Here is a 15243-nt window from a genome sequence, read left to right as displayed (position 1 = left end):
CCCCTCAGCGATGGATTACTTCGCGTGCGGCAGGCTTATTGTTTTTGTCGCGCCAGTTCGGTGAGTAGTTTGTCGATTCCCGCCTTGGCCACTTCGGCATCTTGTTCGCCCGTGCCACCTCCCACTCCGACCGCACCGATCACCTGGCCATCGACCACGATCGGCACCCCTCCGAGCAGGCTCGTCATTTTCGTGCCGCCGGCCGCTGCGGCATTTTGCAGGCTCAAGTTCAGCAGCAAATCGGGCTCGGCATCGCCGCGACGAACCGGGCCAGTGGCGACGCGCGTGGTCGCTGCAGCCACGGCTTTGGTGAGGGCTGTGCCCGCGCTCGCAGGTCGAGCGTTGTCCATGCGAGCAAAGGCCAGCAGGTGACCACCGTCATCGACGATGGCGATGTTCACATTGAGCTTCATGCTCGCCGCCTGAGTTTTGGCCGCCGCGACGATCAGTTCCGCGCCCGCGAGATTCAGCCTGACCCGCTCGCGCGTCACCAACGCCTCTTCGGCCAAAACCGGTGCGGCCAAACAGCAGATCGCTATGATCAAGCCAGCCACTTTGCAGTTCATTTTCAAGCACTCCGCCCTAAGGGTTCGTAACACTTACAAACTTGCAACGAAAGTCGGACTACTGGTCCCACTTGCGAGGATTGAATTATTCAATCGCTGTCTGCACGTTCGTTCCAGCCCCCATTGCTTGCAACGTTTGTCGCCAGCCTCGATAATCCGGCAACTCGTTCGCCAGTCCCGCATATCAACCTGTTGGAGTCTATGACTATGCATCCAGTGCTCAACCGCAATTTGTTTTTCGTCAAGGAACATGCCGGCATGTTCAAAGCGGCCAGCAACTATGACATCCTTGATCCGAGCACAAACCAGATCATCATGAACTGCCGCGAAGAGCGGCTGGGCTTCATCACCAAGATGCTCCGGTTCACCAAGCACAAAAACAAAACGCCGTTCGACATTCAGATTCGCACGCCCGACGGCACGCCGGTGTTGTCGGTCAAGCGCGGTGTGACCTTCTTTCTGTCGAAGGTCGACGTGCTCAACGAAACGCAGCAGCGCGTGGGTGGCTTTCAGCAAAAGCTGTTTTCGATCGGCGGCGCCTTCACTGTGCTCGGCAGCAATGATCAGCCGGTGTGCGAACTAAAGGGCAAATGGACCGGTTGGGAGTTCACCTTCATGTCGGGCAACACCGAACTGGCCAAGGTCAGCAAGAAGTGGGCTGGCCTCGGCAAGGAACTCTTCACGAGCGCAGACAACTACATTCTGCAAATCTCCGACCAGGTGCCGTTTGATAATCCGGTCCGGATGTTGATCGTCGGTGCGGTGATGTGCATCGACCTGGTTTTGAAGGAATAAGAGCTGCGGGAATAATCGCAGAGTCTCGGCATGTCCTGCTTTTATTGGCGGGACACGCGGCCAGTGTGGCTTACGACGCGGAAGTCGGCCGCTGGTCATCTTTACCATACCGACCGCGAAACTCCTGGGCGGGGTATTTCGCGGCGTTTTTCAGCATTTTGCGTTCCACGATATCGCTGATATCCAGCCCCAGTTCATTGGCCAGCGCGCAGGCATAGCAGAGCACATCGGCCAATTCTTCGCCGATCGCGGTGAGCTTGGCGGGGTCATCTTTTACTTGGCGCGACTCGGCCACGTCGATCCACTGGAAATGCTCCATCAGCTCCGCGGCTTCAATCGCCAGCGACATGCTGAGATTCTTCGGCGCATGAAACTGCCGCCAGTCACGCTCGTCGACGAACCTACGCATGGTGTCCTTGAGATGCTGAATCGGCGTCGTGACGTCGGGCATGGAAGCACTTCTGATAGCAGCCTTGGTTGTGAAAGGTCGCATTTTACTCGACTCCGGCGGCTGCGCATTCACAGCATTGCCAGCGGCAGTCGGACAAACTTCGCTTCATTCGTTCGCGGGAAATCGCTCTAATATCGCCGACGGGAGCAACGCAAAATCGCGGGAGGCAATGAACGTGACGAACCTGCTAAATCGTGCTGGGCTGGTCGTGGTGTTGTTGATTCGCGCAATCAGTGGCTCGGAGTCGCGAGCGCAGGATTTGCTCGGCATGCCCACGCCGATTGATGCGCAGCAGCCGGGATCCGTCGTGCTGCACGGTGGTGGTGCGATCACCGGCGATGTGTTCAACCGTTTTGTGGAACTCGCCGGCGGCCGGAATGCGCGGATCGTGTTCATTCCCTGCGCAGGCTTCCGACGCGAAGCCTACGACACAGACGAAGAGTTTCTCGCCGCGCTCAATAGTCGCTACAGCTCCTGGCCGGCGCTCGTTAAGCAAGGCTGGGCGAGGAGTTTTCAGTTTCTCTATACCGACGATCCAGCGGATGCGGACGACGTGGCGTTTTGCAAACCGCTGGAAACGGCGACAGCGGTGTGGTTCTCTGGCGGGTGGCAGTCGCGGCTGAACTATCGGTTTGTCGGCAACTATCCGCAGCAAACGCGGTTTCAAAAGTTGTTGCGCAATGTACTCGAGCGCGGCGGCGTGGTCGGCGGCACTTCGGCAGGAATGGCAGCGGTTCCTGAAGTCATCACGATGTGGGATGAGCGCGAAACAGCCGACGCGCCCGCTACCGCCCGCGCGGCCCACGGGCTAGGACTGCTGACGAAAGCGATCGTGGAACAACACTTCGACGCCAAGTCGGGTCGTCTGGAGCGATTCACTGGTCTGCTGCGAAACAACGCGCAGCTCGATGAACTCACGGGCCGTCGTGGCGCTGGCGAACAAATGATCGGCCTCGCCGTGGAAGAACGAACCGCGCTCGTAGCCCGCGGCAATCAGTTGCAAGTTCTGGGCTCCGGCTCGGCGCACGTGTTTGTGAAATCACGTCTAGGTCGCACCACCAGCTGGACTGAATTGACACCAGGTGAAACGGCCTGGCTGACGCGCAATGCTCGCAATGCGACGAATATTGTGTATGAGGAAGTGGCCGTCGCGCGCTAGCCAATCTTCGCGGTCAAATGTGCTTGATCACCGACTCTGTCGCGTCGGCGATGATCTGGGCCGAACGTTGCAACGCGGTCGATTCCTCATCGCTCAGTTGCAATGGAATGCACCCGAGCACGCCATCGCCGCCGACGAGATGTGGCAGCGCGAACGTCGCTGGTGTCACGCCGGGGAACTCGTTGACGAAAGTACTGACCGTCAAAATGGCCCGCTGGTCGTGCAGGATGACATCGACGATCCGCGCCAGCGCTGCGCCGATACCGTAGTACGTCGCCCCTTTGCCTTCGATGATCGTGTATGCCGCGCGGCGCACGCCTTGATCGACTTGCTGCCGCCAGGCTTCGTCGTACGGAATTCCGCGCAGCCGCGCGAAGTCTGCGAGATGCATGCCGCCGATGGTCGCTTGCGACCAGGTGAGAACCTCGGAGTCGCCATGCTCGCCGATCACGTAGCCATGCACGTGGTGCGAATCGACGCCGAAATGATCACTCAGCAGCGTGCGAAAGCGGGCGGTATCGAGCGTCGTGCCGCTCCCCAGCACGCGATGGCGCGGCACGCCCAGTTGAGCGGCAAAGTGGGCCGCGATGTGGGTCATGATGTCGACCGGATTCGTGGCAATCAGCAGCACAGCATCCGGAGCCGCTTGCACCACGGCGGGCACCACGGCCCGAAAGACATTGGCGTTTCGCTCGAGCAGTTGCAGGCGAGTCTCGCCCGGCTTTTGTCCCACGCCGGCGGCAATCACCACCACGCGGCAGCCTTGCAGGTCGCTATATTCTCCCGCCCGCACTTTGAGCGGACGCGAAAAAGGAATCGCATGCGAAATGTCCTGTGCCTCGGCGAGTGAGCGCTCGCGCTTCATATCGACCAAGACAATCTCGCGGCCGACGCCTTGCTGCACCATCGCATAGGCAGCGGTCGAGCCTACAAAACCGCAGCCTACGACTCCAACTTTCAACGGCATTTTGAAATCCTTTCAGCAGCACGGACGTTCACGCAAGATGTCGATCTAAACCAACGCAGCGGGATTATCAGCGGTCACCAGCGGGAGAGTGATGACAAACGTCGTCCCTTCGTCCACTTTGCTCATCACTTCGATCGTGCCGCGATGGGCATGGATGATGGCCTGGCAGATGCTTAAACCCAGGCCGGTGCCGCCGGTGGCAATGCCGCGGACGCGGGCGCGATCGACGCGATAAAAGCGATCGAAAATCAGTGGCAGGTCTTCCTTGGGAATGCCCGGGCCGTTGTCCTCGATCAACAACCGCACCACGCGCTGCTCCCAATCGGGCTGTAGCGAAATCTTGATTTCACCGCGTGTGCCATGGCCATTGTTCGCGGAAATTGGGCCCGCGTGATGCACATAGCGCGAGGCGGTGAACTTGATGGCGTTGTCGAGCAGATTGCTCAAGACTTGCCGCAGGTAATGGCGGTTGCCGGGGACGACCACTTCGGGCAAGTGTTCGACTTTCAGCCGCACGCCGTTGAACTCAGCGACTCCCTGAAACATTTCTGCCGCGCGGCCGACGACCAGGTGCAGCGGGATCGGATCGCCGACCACTTCCTGCCGGTCGGCATCGGTTTCGGCGAGCAGCAGCAATTGATTGACCAGCGTCTCGAGCGAGCTGCATTCATCGATTACTTCAGCCAGCAATTCGTTGTATTCATCGACAGTGCGATCGCCGCTGAGGGCAACTTCCACGCTGCTGCGAATGGCCGACAGCGGCGTGCGGAGTTCGTGCGCTGCATTAGCGAGAAAGTCGTGCTTCTGCTTGAGATATTCCGCCAAGCGATCGAGTAAGCCGTTGACCGTCATGGCCAATTGATCGAGCTCATCGCCAGTGCCGCGCACCTTGAGCCGTTCATCCATTTCCGATGGCCGCAGCCGGGCCGTGGTCGCCATCATGTTGGCCAGCGGCGCTGTGGCACGACCGGCGAGAATGTATCCGCACAGTGGCGAGCCGACGATAATGACGGCTGCGACCAGGATCACCATGCGATCGATGCTGGCCATGTCGCGCTGGATGAATTTGACCGAAGAACCGACACAGACAATCGGCGCCCGCTCGCGGGCTCCAGCCAACTCGCGATATGCGAGGCGATATCCGCTGGTCGTCAGAGTTTCGGTTTCACGCCCCGGAGTAATGACACGCGGCAAGACCGGCGCGCCTGTGCTCGACCAAACCGCGTCCCCTTTGCGATCGATGAAGAGGACGAACCACTGGTGGTAGGCGTGACCGCGGGCCTTACGGTCGAGTTCGCGGTGCAACCGCTCGAAGTCCAGGCCCCGTTCCTCGCGCAGATTGAGCGAGATTTCGTCGAGATCCTCGGCCAGCACGTGGTCGAGATCGTACAGCAGGCGATATCCCACGCCTTGCCGGACAGTGATCAAGATTGCCAGGCCCGTGACAATCACGGCCAAGGCATTCCAAAACATTAAGCGAAACCGCAGGGTGCGGAAGTTCGACTTAAGACGCTCGAAGGACATATCCTCTACCCCGCACGGTCTGAATCAGCGGCTCTTCAAAGCCGCGATCGATCTTACCGCGCAGGCGATTGATATGCACTTCCACAACATTGGTGACACCTTCCCAGTCCGACTCCCAGAGGTGTTCGCAGAGCATTTTGCGCGTCACCACCTGACCCTGAAACCGGATGAGGTATTCCAGCAGGCTGAACTCGGTCGGCGTGAGGGTGATTTCCGTGGTCCCACGCAGAACCCGGCGATTCGTCAGGTCGAGCGTCACAGGGCCGGCTGTCATCGTCGAGCTAGGACGATCGGCCACGCGGCGGCCGATGGCCTCGAGCCGGGCCATTAACTCGGGGAAGGCAAAGGGTTTAACGAGATAATCGTCGGCACCCGATTTCAGGCCGTTGACCCGGTCTTCGACCGATCCCATGGCGGTCAGCATCAGCACCGGAGTGCGAATGCCATCCCCCCGCAGCGACTTCATAATCGCCACGCCATCCAGATCCGGCAGCATCAGGTCGAGCACGACGGCGTCGAAACGTTGCGACCTAGCCTCTTCCAGCCCCTTACGACCATTGCGGACCCATTCGCAGGCATGCCCTGCTTCGTTCAGGCCCCGTTGCAGAGCTTTGCCCAACACAGGGTCATCTTCCACTACCAGCAGGTTCATTCGAGGCCTCCCAAAGATTGATAACGCCTGTCCATTATTGGCTTGAAAACGGCGGTTGGACTAGGGACGCGTGAAGAACATTGCTGTTTAGTAACCTGCGATCAAATCAGGACTTGCGGCAATGTGCACTCTAACTGATTCGTAACCGTTTAGCTCCTTCCCTCCTTTTCGAAAGGGAATAAACTTGCCGATGCTACTCAGCCGGCCTGCAAATTCGGCACCAGCTGATTATTACTTTTGGATGCAGCGGGCGATACGCGGCGATCCAACCCTCCTTGATTTTGGTTTGCAGACCCGTTGCGCTATTGTAATCTCGCCCGCTGAGATTCTGCGCATTGTCTCCTGTTCGTCCTTTGGAGCAATCGATGGAAACTCCCGTACAGAAGTCCTTGGGACCAGCGTCTCCGGTCCCCTTTCCGGCTTGTTTGCGTTACGACGCGCTGTCGGGCTTCTTGGTGTTTCTCATCGCGTTGCCGTTGTGTCTGGCGATTGGTCGGGCGAGCGGCTTTCCGGCCATTGGTGGTGTGATCACCGCGATCGTCGGCGGCATTGTGGCATCGCTCATCAGCAATTCGGAACTGACAATCAAAGGTCCCGCGGCGGGCCTCATCGCGATTATCTTCGGCGCGGTCTCGGCCTTCGGTGGTTCGGTTGGTGGCTCGGCGCCGGCGGATTTCAATGCTTATCGATTGGCGCTCGCGGTTGGCGTGGTTGCCGCGGTTTTTCAGATTTTGTTCGGCATCTTCAAGGCCGGCAAACTCGGCGACTTCTTTCCGACGGCGGCGGTGCATGGGCTGCTCGCTTCGATCGGTGTGATCATCATGGTGAAGCAGTTCTTGACGATGCTGGGCGTCACGGCCAAGCTGCCCCCGGAAAACATTGAATTGCTCCAGAAGTATCCGCACTTCATCATGCAGCTCAATCCCTATGTCGCCGCCATCGGCGTGATCAGTCTGATGCTGATGGCGCTCTATCCCTTGATCAAGATCAGGGCGTTCAAAGCGGTTCCAGTCCAGATCATCGTGCTCACCATCGCGGTGCCGCTGGCGATGTTCTTTGGCATTACTCGCGACATTCCCAAGCCCACTGAACCCGCCGTGGCGGCGGCTCCCGCGAAGCCGCCCGCAGAGGCGACGGCAACCACAGACGCGAAACCAGCCGAGCCGAAAAAAGATGCCGCGCCTGCTCCGGCGCCGCTGGTGAATCCCTACGAACTGAGCGGCAAGCAATACACGCGCGATCCAAGCAAACTGCTGATCACCGTGCCGCTCGATTTTCGCAAGGCCTTTGTCTTGCCCGCGTTTTTTCAAACGAATGACAAGGCAACGCTGGCCGCGTACGAATACACGGGCAAAACCGATTTCAGCTTTATGTTCAGCAAGGAATTGGGGCTGACCTTCTGGAAATGGGTGATGATGTTTGCCATCGTCGCCAGCTTGGAATCGCTCCTCAGTGCCAAAGCCGTCGACTTCATCGATCCTGTCAAACGCAGCACCGACTTGAACCGCGATTTGCTCGGTTGCGGCGTGGCAAACCTGATCGCCTCGTTCATCGGTGGTCTGCCGATGATTTCTGAAATTGTTCGGAGCCGGGCTAACGTCGATGCCGGCGCGAAGTCGCGCTTCAGCAACGTGTTTCACGGCTGCTTCCTGCTGCTGTTCGTGTCGTTCCTCCCCTTCGTCGTCAATTACATTCCCACGTCGGCCCTGGCTGCGATGCTGGTCTTCACCGGCTTCCGGCTGGCTCATCCGCGCGAATTCGGCTCGATGTGGGTGATCGGCAAGGAGCAGTTTCTGGTCTTTGTCACCACGATTGTCGCGATTGTTCTCACCGACTTGCTCGTCGGCGTGCTCATCGGCATGGCGCTCGAGTTCGTGATCAACTACGTCCGCGGCTTGCCGTTCTCGGCCACTTTCTCGCCTGGTTTTGAAGAACCGCGGCAGGAAGGGAACGCCTGGGTGATCACGCCGCAACATGCCGTCACGTTCAGCAACTGGCTGCCAGTTCGCAGCCGGATCGACGAACTCGGCTTGAAGCAGAGCAAGAACATCGTGGTCGATCTGAGCAAGACAGAACTCGTCGATCACACCGTGATGGAAAAGCTCAAAGATCTAAGCCGCACGTTCCGAGACAAGGGCCTTGAGCTGAAGGTCATTGGTCTGGAACAACACCGCGCACTCTCGACTCACGCCGAAGGCGCTCGTCAGCGCTTGGTTGCGGTCTAAACTCATTCGACGCGTAGAAAAGGTAGCCCGACGCGTGAGCGAGGGAGGCCTGCGCGTGGACTAATGGTCCACCGACGTGCGGCAGCACAAAAAGTAGCGGGTACGACTCGAATCCACGTACGACTCCGCTTCTCTTTGTGCTACCGCACGTTACTGACGCTTGAATTCGCTCGCGGCATTTCCTCGCTCACGCGTCGGGCTACTTTTTCGTTGCTCCGCAACGAACTACGCTAGCGCACCCCACTGCATGGTCTGCGGCCGACCATAATGATCCCCTTGAGCAAGTTGGCAACCCAACTCGCGACAAGTCTGGGCTTCATTCTCACTATGCACGCCGGTCGCAATGATTTGCGAACCGGCCGCCACCGCTGCATCGACCAGCGCTTTAATCTGCTGCTGTCGTTGCGTACTCCGATCGACGCCGCGAACGAGCGACGAGGCCAGTTGCAGATAATCGGGGGCGAACTGCTCATGCGCTCGCACCTGATTCTGGCCACTGCTGAAGCCGGCGTAACACACGCCGACATTCAGTTCGCGCAGTCGACTGAGAAACTCCCGAAAGAACGGGATGTCGACTACGGCCGAGTGTGGAATCTCGGCGATCAGACGTTTTCGGGAAAGTTTGCCTTGCAGCGCGGCGAGCGTCTCCGGCAAGCCATCGGCGCCTACTTCGGCTGGCTGCAAATTCACAAGCAACAAGTTGCCGTTCCCTTCCTCGGCCGCTTGCTCAGTGGCCAGCAGCCGATGCAACTGCTGCCAGCGCTCGGTCAATCGGCAGTCGACGGTTTGCAGCAAGCGCTCCGTCGTCGGCAACTCGCCGTGCACTGCTTCGGTTCGGCGGATGGCTTCATAGCCAATGGCCTGACCGGTCGAGAGCTCGACGACCGGCTGAAAGCGAGTGCGGAGAGCACGATGCAACAAACCTTCGTGCAGCGAGCGAATCGCATGAATGAAGTCGCGAGCTGCGCGATCTTCGCCAGAGGAATCGGGTTCGGCCGCAGCAACCTGCCCGCCGTTCATCACATGCGTGACGGTCACTCGCGAGGCTTCGGTGCAGGGCGTGCGAAAGCAGAACTCTGCATCGGCAAAGGTCAGTAAGTCGCCGTCGTTGAGCAGCGCTTCGCCGATCTTCTTGCCGTTCACCAGCGTGCCGTTGGTGCTGCCGAGATCTTTGATGCGAAAATGCTTGCCGTCCTTTTGAATGGCAGCATGTTCACGCGAGACGCGGGTCGAGGGGACCTGGTAGTCGCACGACTCGTTGCGCCCCAGCGTGAAGGGAAACTTCTCGATGATGATCGGTTCATGCGAACCGTTCATCCGTTCGAGGTACGGGGCTTGTTTCGTTTCGGGCAATAAGATTTTCGTACGCATCGCGACTCCGCTTGTCGTTGCAGCGTTGGATCGCTGGCAGTTCATTCCGTCAGCACGGGCCATCAGAAATCTAGGTCAAGAAACGACCGGCGGCGGAATTCTGTTCAGAAAAAATGTCACAGTGAACACGCGTTCGCGGTTTGTGACCTAAGTTTCTGCCATAGGCCGATATTCCGCAGCGCGCGGCTGCGCAAGAAGAACTTGCAAATTGGCCTGCAAACCCACGGTTGCTCCACAATGTCTGCCCGACCATTCTCGATCTTGATCGTCTCGGTCAACCGCACGTTGCTACGGCGGGTGTCGAAATTCCTCGAGATCTTTGGCTATGAGGTACGGCAGGCCTCGAATGATGCGGCTGCAATTGCCGCCGCGGAGGCCAATCCGCCGGATTTTCTGCTGGTCGATGGCACCGACAAAAACAGCTCGGCCATCAACAGCAAGCAGCTTTGTCGGCAAGTCCGGCGGCTGGATTCGCTCGTTTTCACTTACTGCATTCTGTTTATCGATAACGCCGAAGTATCCGCGCTCACGGAATCACTCGAAGCGGGCTTCGACGATTTTCTCTCTGCTGATGTGGTCTATGGCGAACTGCTCGCGCGGCTGCGAGCCGGCGCCCGCGTGCTCGAATACGAACGCCGCCTGGCCGAACAAAGCGGCCTCGATCCGATCACGGGTTTGATCGAACGGAGCCTCTGGTTCCGCGATTGGACCAAGTGGCAACAAGCGGTCGAAGCCGACAAAACGATTCGCGCCGTTCCCTATTTGGCCGTGCTCGACTTCGATTCCTTCGGCCGGTTTTCGCGTGTATATGGTTTGCTGACCTATCGCGAACTGCTGAAATCGACCGCGAACACCATTCAACGAGCCCTGCCGGCGAATGCCTTGGCGGGCTCGCTCCACAACGAACGGCTGGCTATTCTCTTCACCGCTGCCGATGATTCCGCAGCCGAAAAGACCGCGGAAACATGGCTAAAATCGCTGCGCACCTCGACTTTCCGCCTCGGCACGGCCGAAGTGAAAGTAACCGCCAGCATTGGCTACACCGCGGTGCAAGCCGGCGAACCAGCCGATGTCGCGCTGCAACGAGCCGGCAATGCTCTGCAGCTAGCGAAGGTCTCGGGCCGCGACTGCGCGGTGCATAGCGACGAAGTTGACGACGAACAACAAACGTGGACCGAGATCGCCGCCGAAGGTCAGCTCTTTGCCACGACCACAGCCCGCGATGTGATGATCTCTTGCCCACTCACGATCGGCGCCGATGAAACGGTCGATCAAGGGTTGGCGCTGCTCGCTCAAACGCAACTCGAATTGTTGCCGGTCGTCGATGCCGAAGGTCGCATGCTGGGTCTGGTGACCGAAGCTCGTTTGCAAAGCGCTCGCACACCGGGCAATCGGCCGCGACAACCTTCGGTGCGATTGGTGCGGCATGTGATGGAAACAGAATACAAGAAGTTCGATGAAGTGGCGCCGCTCAATGAAATGATGGAGCACTTCGCCGAAAGCGAACACGACTATGCCGTTGTCGTGCGAGATCAAAGGCCGCTCGGCCTGATCTATTGCCAAGGCCTGGCTGCTTTGAACGAACGCCTGCAAGTCACGGCGTTTCAACCGGCCGGCGTGAGTGATGGTAGTGAATACCTACTCGTGCCGGAGATTTTCTCCAGCGATACGGAATAGCTCGGCTGCTCGCTGTCACAACCCGCGGCGTCAGCCGGGGTTTGGGCAGTTTGTAAATGTCTCGAAAATGCCTGCAAATCGACGGATTTGACCAGCACAGCCACCGCCGTCGGTTGCTTCTTTTCTCGCACCGACGCGAACGCGCAACTCCTGGCTGACGCCGCGGGTTATGAACTGCGCATGCCAGAGCGCCCTATAATTGCGGGATATCTCGATCCCTTGCGCGCGAAGATCGTCTTATGCAAATCATCGTTTTCGAAGACGAACAGATCAATCGTCTGTTCCCCATCACTGTCGGTCGGCCCGCGTATGCAATGACCTGCGGCAGCTATCGATTGATCGATTGGCTCGCAGTACTGAATACCGAATTGAGCTGCTCGCTGCGCGGCATTGTTCGTCCGCACCTGATGACGATTCAGCAGGTCGACTATCCGCAATTCACCGCCGTTCCTGCGCTCGGCGATGGCAATACGCTGCTGGTCAACGCGCGGCTGGTCCCGTCGGTTGGCACTTACGAAACGCTGAAACAACTTGTTGCCGAAGGCCGATCGGGAACAGTTCGCGTCGGCGAATCAATCGCCGCGGCGTTTCTTTCGCGCGAGAGTCCCCAGCCGCCGGCGCACGCCGATGTGCATAAATTCCTGGAGTTTTTGCACAATCCCGGACTTTGGAAATTGCCGGTGATCGAGCGGCAGTTGCCACTCCTTTCCTGGCCGCATGACCTCGTGCGCTACAACCTGGAGATCATTTCGGCGAGCCTCGCTCATCGAATCGCGAGCGGCAAATATCGGGAAATCGCGACTGGCGTGTTCGCCGCCGAAGGTGCCGTGCTCGGTCAGTATTGCACGACCGATACCAGCAAAGGCCCGGTGTTGCTCGATGAAAACGCGACCGTCGGTCCGTATTCGTTCTTGCGTGGCCCGGCCTACTTGGGGCCGAAAGCGAAAGTAATTGAGCACTCGGCGATCAAAGATGCCGTGTCGCTGGGCCACACCACGAAGATCGGCGGCGAAGTGGAAGCCAGCATCGTCGAGCCCTACACCAACAAGCAGCATCACGGCTTTCTCGGGCACAGCTATCTCGGCAGCTGGATCAATCTAGGCGCCGGCACGTGCAACAGCGATCTCAAAAACACCTACGGCAGCGTGAAGATGGATTACCGGGGCGAGTCGGTCCCCACTGGCATGCAGTTCGTCGGCTGCATGATGGGCGACTACTCAAAATCTGCGATTAACACCGGCATTTTTACGGGAAAAACGGTCGGTTGCTGCAGCATGCTCTACGGATATGTGACGACCAACGTCGCGAGCTTTGTGAACTACGCCCGCCTCTTCGGCCAGGTGACCGAACTGCCGCCGGATGTGATGATCGCCACGCAGCAACGGATGTTCGCCCGCCGTAACGTGCAGCAACGTGCCTGCGATGCGCAGTTGATTAACGACATGTATGAGCTGACTCGCAATGAACGGCAATTGGCCGGCGAACCGTTGCAACTCTAGTCGTCGAACGCTCCGCGTTCGATGAATGGATGTTACGGAGCCGCAGGCGCAGGAATCAGCGCAGCATAATTCCGGCGCAAGCTAGTGGAGGGTTGTTGCTAGTTCGTATCTTTGGCTGCCGAATAGCGGGGCTCCGTTGGTTGGCGTCTATTCATCGACCGCGGAGCGTTCGACGACTATTCGAACCCGGCTTCCCGCAACGCCGCCAGATACTCTTCAGGCCGATTCAAATTCCGCAGTGTGGATAGCTGCGGATCCACAGTGCGCATTTCCTCTACCGTCACAAATCGCGTGTTGATCTGCTTCAGCAACGCATTTGGCCGCAGTTGATCTGCATTTAAGAGCTGCTCGATCTTTCCTACCAGGCTCGTTCGATATGCGGCCGATAGCGGATGAACGAACTCGCCGTCAACCGTTGCCGCTGCTTCATACCCTTCGGCGAGTTCCAGCATCCGTCGCACAAAACCAGGCTGTAGCAACGGCACATCGCAACTGGTGACATAGACCAGATCGCACAGCGGCTGCATGACCTTCATCCCCGCGCGCAAACCTTCGAGCGGACCGCGGCTAGGCTGCTCGTCCTGGGCAAACAAAGCATCTGCCGGCAATTCCGGCAAAACTTGATCGGCGGCAGAAACAACCACGATCGGCTGCACGACCTCACTTAACAGGCGATAAACCCGCTGCAACATCAACTCCGGCCCGAACGGCAACGCCGCCTTCGGCGCGCCCATCCGGCTGCTCTGCCCGCCACAAAGAATGATGCCGCCAGCCTGCATGATGTGCTCTTCGACGCGTCGTGCGGATGGTAGCGATTGTGCCACCCGCACTTTCAGCATAATCGCCAGCTCTTTCGTCATGTTGACAATTTGCCACTTCCACAGCGGCCTGTTGGCAACACGCTGAAAACTCGTGAGCTATGGTTTCGACAGAGAGTCGGCGGATTGCGCGATTTGTGCAGTTGCCACTCAACATGCCAGTCAACCCCCGCCGGTTCGGAACCCCACGATGAAACCGATGCCCGCTGCTGCTCGTTCGGCCGCTGACGCCTCCAAGGCCGAAGAATTCGATCTGCTGAAACGCAAGATCCACAACAAGCTCGTCGATAAGCTCGACCTCAACCGCGTCGGCGAATTGCAAGGCGATGTACTCCGCCGCGAAATTCGCCTCGTCGTCGAACACTTGTGCGATACGGAAGAAACCTTCCTCAACCGCACCGAACGCGAACGCCTCATCGAAGAAGTGCTCGATGAAACGTTCGGCCTTGGTCCTTTGGAAATGCTCCTCAAGGATCACACGATCTCCGATATTTTGATCAACGGCCCGAAGAGCATCTTTGTCGAACGCCGCGGCAAGCTCGAAAAGACCAACGTCGAATTCCGCGATAACGGCCACTTGCTGCAGATCATCGACCGCATCGTGTCGAAGGTCGGTCGCCGCGTCGACGAAGTCTGCCCAATGGTCGACGCCCGTTTGACGGACGGCTCCCGCGTGAATGCCATCATTCCGCCGCTCGCTCTCGACGGTGCTGCGGTTTCCATTCGTCGTTTCGGTTCGTCGCCGCTGAAGCTCGAAGACCTGCTGAACTACAAAGCCCTCACGCCCGAAATGGTCATGCTCCTCGAAGGAGCGATGAAGGCGCGACTCAACATCGTCGTCGCCGGCGGTACTGGTTCCGGTAAAACGACGCTGCTCAATACGCTCAGCAGCTTCATTCCGAATCACGAACGCGTGATCACCATCGAAGACGCGGCGGAACTTCGGCTGCAACAAGAACACGTAGTGCGTCTGGAAACGCGGCCACCAAACATCGAAGGGAAGGGCGCCATCACGGCAACCGACCTGGTGAAGAATGCCCTGCGTATGCGTCCAGAGCGAATCATCATCGGCGAATGCCGCGGTCCGGAAACTCTGGACATGCTGCAAGCCATGAATACGGGCCACGATGGCTCGCTTACCACGCTCCACGCCAATACACCGCGCGATGCTTTGGCTCGTCTGGAAACGATGATCATGATGTCGGGCTTCGAGCTCCCCATCAAAGCCATGCGTCAACAAATTGCCTCGGCCGTGCACTTGCTCATCCAGGCCAACCGCTTGCAAGGTGGTATCCGCCGCGTGACGAGCATCACCGAAGTGGTGGGTATGGAACAAGACACGATCGTCATGCAAGACATTTACCGTTACGTGCAAGAAGGCATCGACGAAACGGGCCGCGCCCGCGGTCGCTTCGAGGCAACCGGCATTCGTCCCACCTTCATGCACAAACTCGAATCGGCCGGCATCCGCCTGCCATCGAGCGCATTCCGTCAACGCGTGATGCTGCCAGACTAATGCAGAACTGAGAACGCAGAATG

Annotated in this window: 13 protein-coding genes; 6 read left to right on the top strand and 7 right to left on the bottom strand. The window is 58.6% G+C overall.

All coding sequences use genetic code 11. The annotated features are described in order from the left end of the window. Positions 1–35: 35 nt before the first annotated feature. The gene (locus tag M9Q49_RS10045) at positions 36–566 is read right to left on the bottom strand and encodes a GlcG/HbpS family heme-binding protein (RefSeq protein ID WP_254508598.1); all 531 of its coding nucleotides are present in this window, start codon (positions 564–566) and stop codon (positions 36–38) included. A 207-nt stretch (positions 567–773) separates the two neighbouring features. Here M9Q49_RS10045 and M9Q49_RS10040 point away from each other — a divergent pair, with 207 nt between their 5' ends. Next, positions 774–1361, top strand: coding sequence for a phospholipid scramblase family protein (locus tag M9Q49_RS10040; RefSeq protein WP_254508597.1), 588 nt, complete (start codon positions 774–776; stop codon positions 1359–1361). Positions 1362–1431: 70 nt separating this feature from the next. On the opposite strand, the gene M9Q49_RS10035 is transcribed toward M9Q49_RS10040, so the two are convergent. Continuing rightward, complete coding sequence (locus M9Q49_RS10035) at positions 1432–1812, bottom strand: nucleotide pyrophosphohydrolase (RefSeq protein WP_254508596.1); 381 nt, start codon at positions 1810–1812, stop codon at positions 1432–1434. Between the two features lie 175 nt (positions 1813–1987). Between M9Q49_RS10035 and M9Q49_RS10030 the strand changes: the two genes are divergently transcribed. Then, a complete protein-coding gene (locus M9Q49_RS10030; protein ID WP_254508594.1) occupies positions 1988–2971 on the top strand; it encodes a cyanophycinase in 984 nt (327 codons plus the stop codon). Positions 2972–2984: 13 nt separating this feature from the next. Here the strand turns inward: M9Q49_RS10030 and M9Q49_RS10025 are convergent, their stop codons facing one another. Genes M9Q49_RS10025 through M9Q49_RS10015 form a run of 3 tightly spaced genes read right to left on the bottom strand, consistent with a single transcriptional unit; the run spans position 2985 to position 6114 of the window. After that, positions 2985–3938 (bottom strand): L-lactate dehydrogenase, encoded by a 954-nt coding sequence (locus M9Q49_RS10025; protein WP_254508592.1) that lies wholly within the window; start codon positions 3936–3938, stop codon positions 2985–2987. 45 nt (positions 3939–3983) lie between these two features. Continuing rightward, positions 3984–5411 (bottom strand): sensor histidine kinase, encoded by a 1428-nt coding sequence (locus M9Q49_RS10020; RefSeq protein WP_254508591.1) that lies wholly within the window; start codon positions 5409–5411, stop codon positions 3984–3986. 31 nt (positions 5412–5442) lie between these two features. Beyond that, a complete protein-coding gene (locus tag M9Q49_RS10015) occupies positions 5443–6114 on the bottom strand; it encodes a response regulator transcription factor (protein WP_254508590.1) in 672 nt (223 codons plus the stop codon). 365 nt (positions 6115–6479) lie between these two features. Here M9Q49_RS10015 and M9Q49_RS10010 point away from each other — a divergent pair, with 365 nt between their 5' ends. Beyond that, a complete protein-coding gene (locus M9Q49_RS10010; protein ID WP_254508589.1) occupies positions 6480–8339 on the top strand; it encodes a SulP family inorganic anion transporter in 1860 nt (619 codons plus the stop codon). A gap of 225 nt (positions 8340–8564) precedes the next feature. Here the strand turns inward: M9Q49_RS10010 and M9Q49_RS10005 are convergent, their stop codons facing one another. Beyond that, positions 8565–9710 (bottom strand): EAL domain-containing protein, encoded by a 1146-nt coding sequence (locus M9Q49_RS10005; protein ID WP_254508588.1) that lies wholly within the window; start codon positions 9708–9710, stop codon positions 8565–8567. Positions 9711–9947: 237 nt separating this feature from the next. On the opposite strand from M9Q49_RS10005, the gene M9Q49_RS10000 reads away from it, so the two are divergent. Next, positions 9948–11387 carry a diguanylate cyclase domain-containing protein gene (locus tag M9Q49_RS10000; RefSeq protein ID WP_254508587.1) on the top strand — a complete coding sequence of 480 codons (1440 nt, stop codon included), beginning with the start codon at positions 9948–9950 and terminating at the stop codon, positions 11385–11387. Between the two features lie 239 nt (positions 11388–11626). Further along, complete coding sequence (locus M9Q49_RS09995; RefSeq protein WP_254508586.1) at positions 11627–12886, top strand: putative sugar nucleotidyl transferase; 1260 nt, start codon at positions 11627–11629, stop codon at positions 12884–12886. Positions 12887–13062: 176 nt separating this feature from the next. Here the strand turns inward: M9Q49_RS09995 and mobA are convergent, their stop codons facing one another. Beyond that, positions 13063–13746, bottom strand: coding sequence for a molybdenum cofactor guanylyltransferase (mobA, locus tag M9Q49_RS09990; protein ID WP_254508585.1), 684 nt, complete (start codon positions 13744–13746; stop codon positions 13063–13065). Positions 13747–13903: 157 nt separating this feature from the next. Between mobA and M9Q49_RS09985 the strand changes: the two genes are divergently transcribed. Then, entirely contained in the window at positions 13904–15220 is a 1317-nt protein-coding gene (locus M9Q49_RS09985; RefSeq protein ID WP_254511831.1) for a CpaF family protein, read from the top strand. The last annotated feature ends 23 nt before the right edge of the window (positions 15221–15243 follow it).

Origin of the sequence: Anatilimnocola floriformis (genome assembly GCF_024256385.1) — a bacterium.
In the GTDB taxonomy this organism is placed as follows: Bacteria; Planctomycetota; Planctomycetia; order Pirellulales; family Pirellulaceae; genus Anatilimnocola; species Anatilimnocola floriformis.
The sequence above is the reverse complement of the archived record's forward strand: the minus strand, read 5'-3'. Positions and strand labels throughout refer to the sequence as shown.

Excerpts from the sequence above, each read along its gene's own strand:
- M9Q49_RS10045 (WP_254508598.1), bottom strand. The coding sequence starts at position 566 with ATGAACTGCAAAGTGGCTGGCTTGATCATAGCGATCTGCTGTTTGGCC.
- M9Q49_RS10040 (WP_254508597.1), top strand. The coding sequence starts at position 774 with ATGCATCCAGTGCTCAACCGCAATTTGTTTTTCGTCAAGGAACATGCC.
- M9Q49_RS10035 (WP_254508596.1), bottom strand. The coding sequence starts at position 1,812 with ATGCCCGACGTCACGACGCCGATTCAGCATCTCAAGGACACCATGCGT.
- M9Q49_RS10025 (WP_254508592.1), bottom strand. The coding sequence starts at position 3,938 with ATGCCGTTGAAAGTTGGAGTCGTAGGCTGCGGTTTTGTAGGCTCGACC.
- M9Q49_RS10020 (WP_254508591.1), bottom strand. The coding sequence starts at position 5,411 with ATGTTTTGGAATGCCTTGGCCGTGATTGTCACGGGCCTGGCAATCTTG.
- M9Q49_RS10015 (WP_254508590.1), bottom strand. The coding sequence starts at position 6,114 with ATGAACCTGCTGGTAGTGGAAGATGACCCTGTGTTGGGCAAAGCTCTG.
- M9Q49_RS10010 (WP_254508589.1), top strand. The coding sequence starts at position 6,480 with ATGGAAACTCCCGTACAGAAGTCCTTGGGACCAGCGTCTCCGGTCCCC.
- M9Q49_RS10005 (WP_254508588.1), bottom strand. The coding sequence starts at position 9,710 with ATGCGTACGAAAATCTTATTGCCCGAAACGAAACAAGCCCCGTACCTC.
- M9Q49_RS10000 (WP_254508587.1), top strand. The coding sequence starts at position 9,948 with ATGTCTGCCCGACCATTCTCGATCTTGATCGTCTCGGTCAACCGCACG.
- M9Q49_RS09995 (WP_254508586.1), top strand. The coding sequence starts at position 11,627 with ATGCAAATCATCGTTTTCGAAGACGAACAGATCAATCGTCTGTTCCCC.
- mobA (WP_254508585.1), bottom strand. The coding sequence starts at position 13,746 with ATGACGAAAGAGCTGGCGATTATGCTGAAAGTGCGGGTGGCACAATCG.
- M9Q49_RS09985 (WP_254511831.1), top strand. The coding sequence starts at position 13,904 with ATGCCCGCTGCTGCTCGTTCGGCCGCTGACGCCTCCAAGGCCGAAGAA.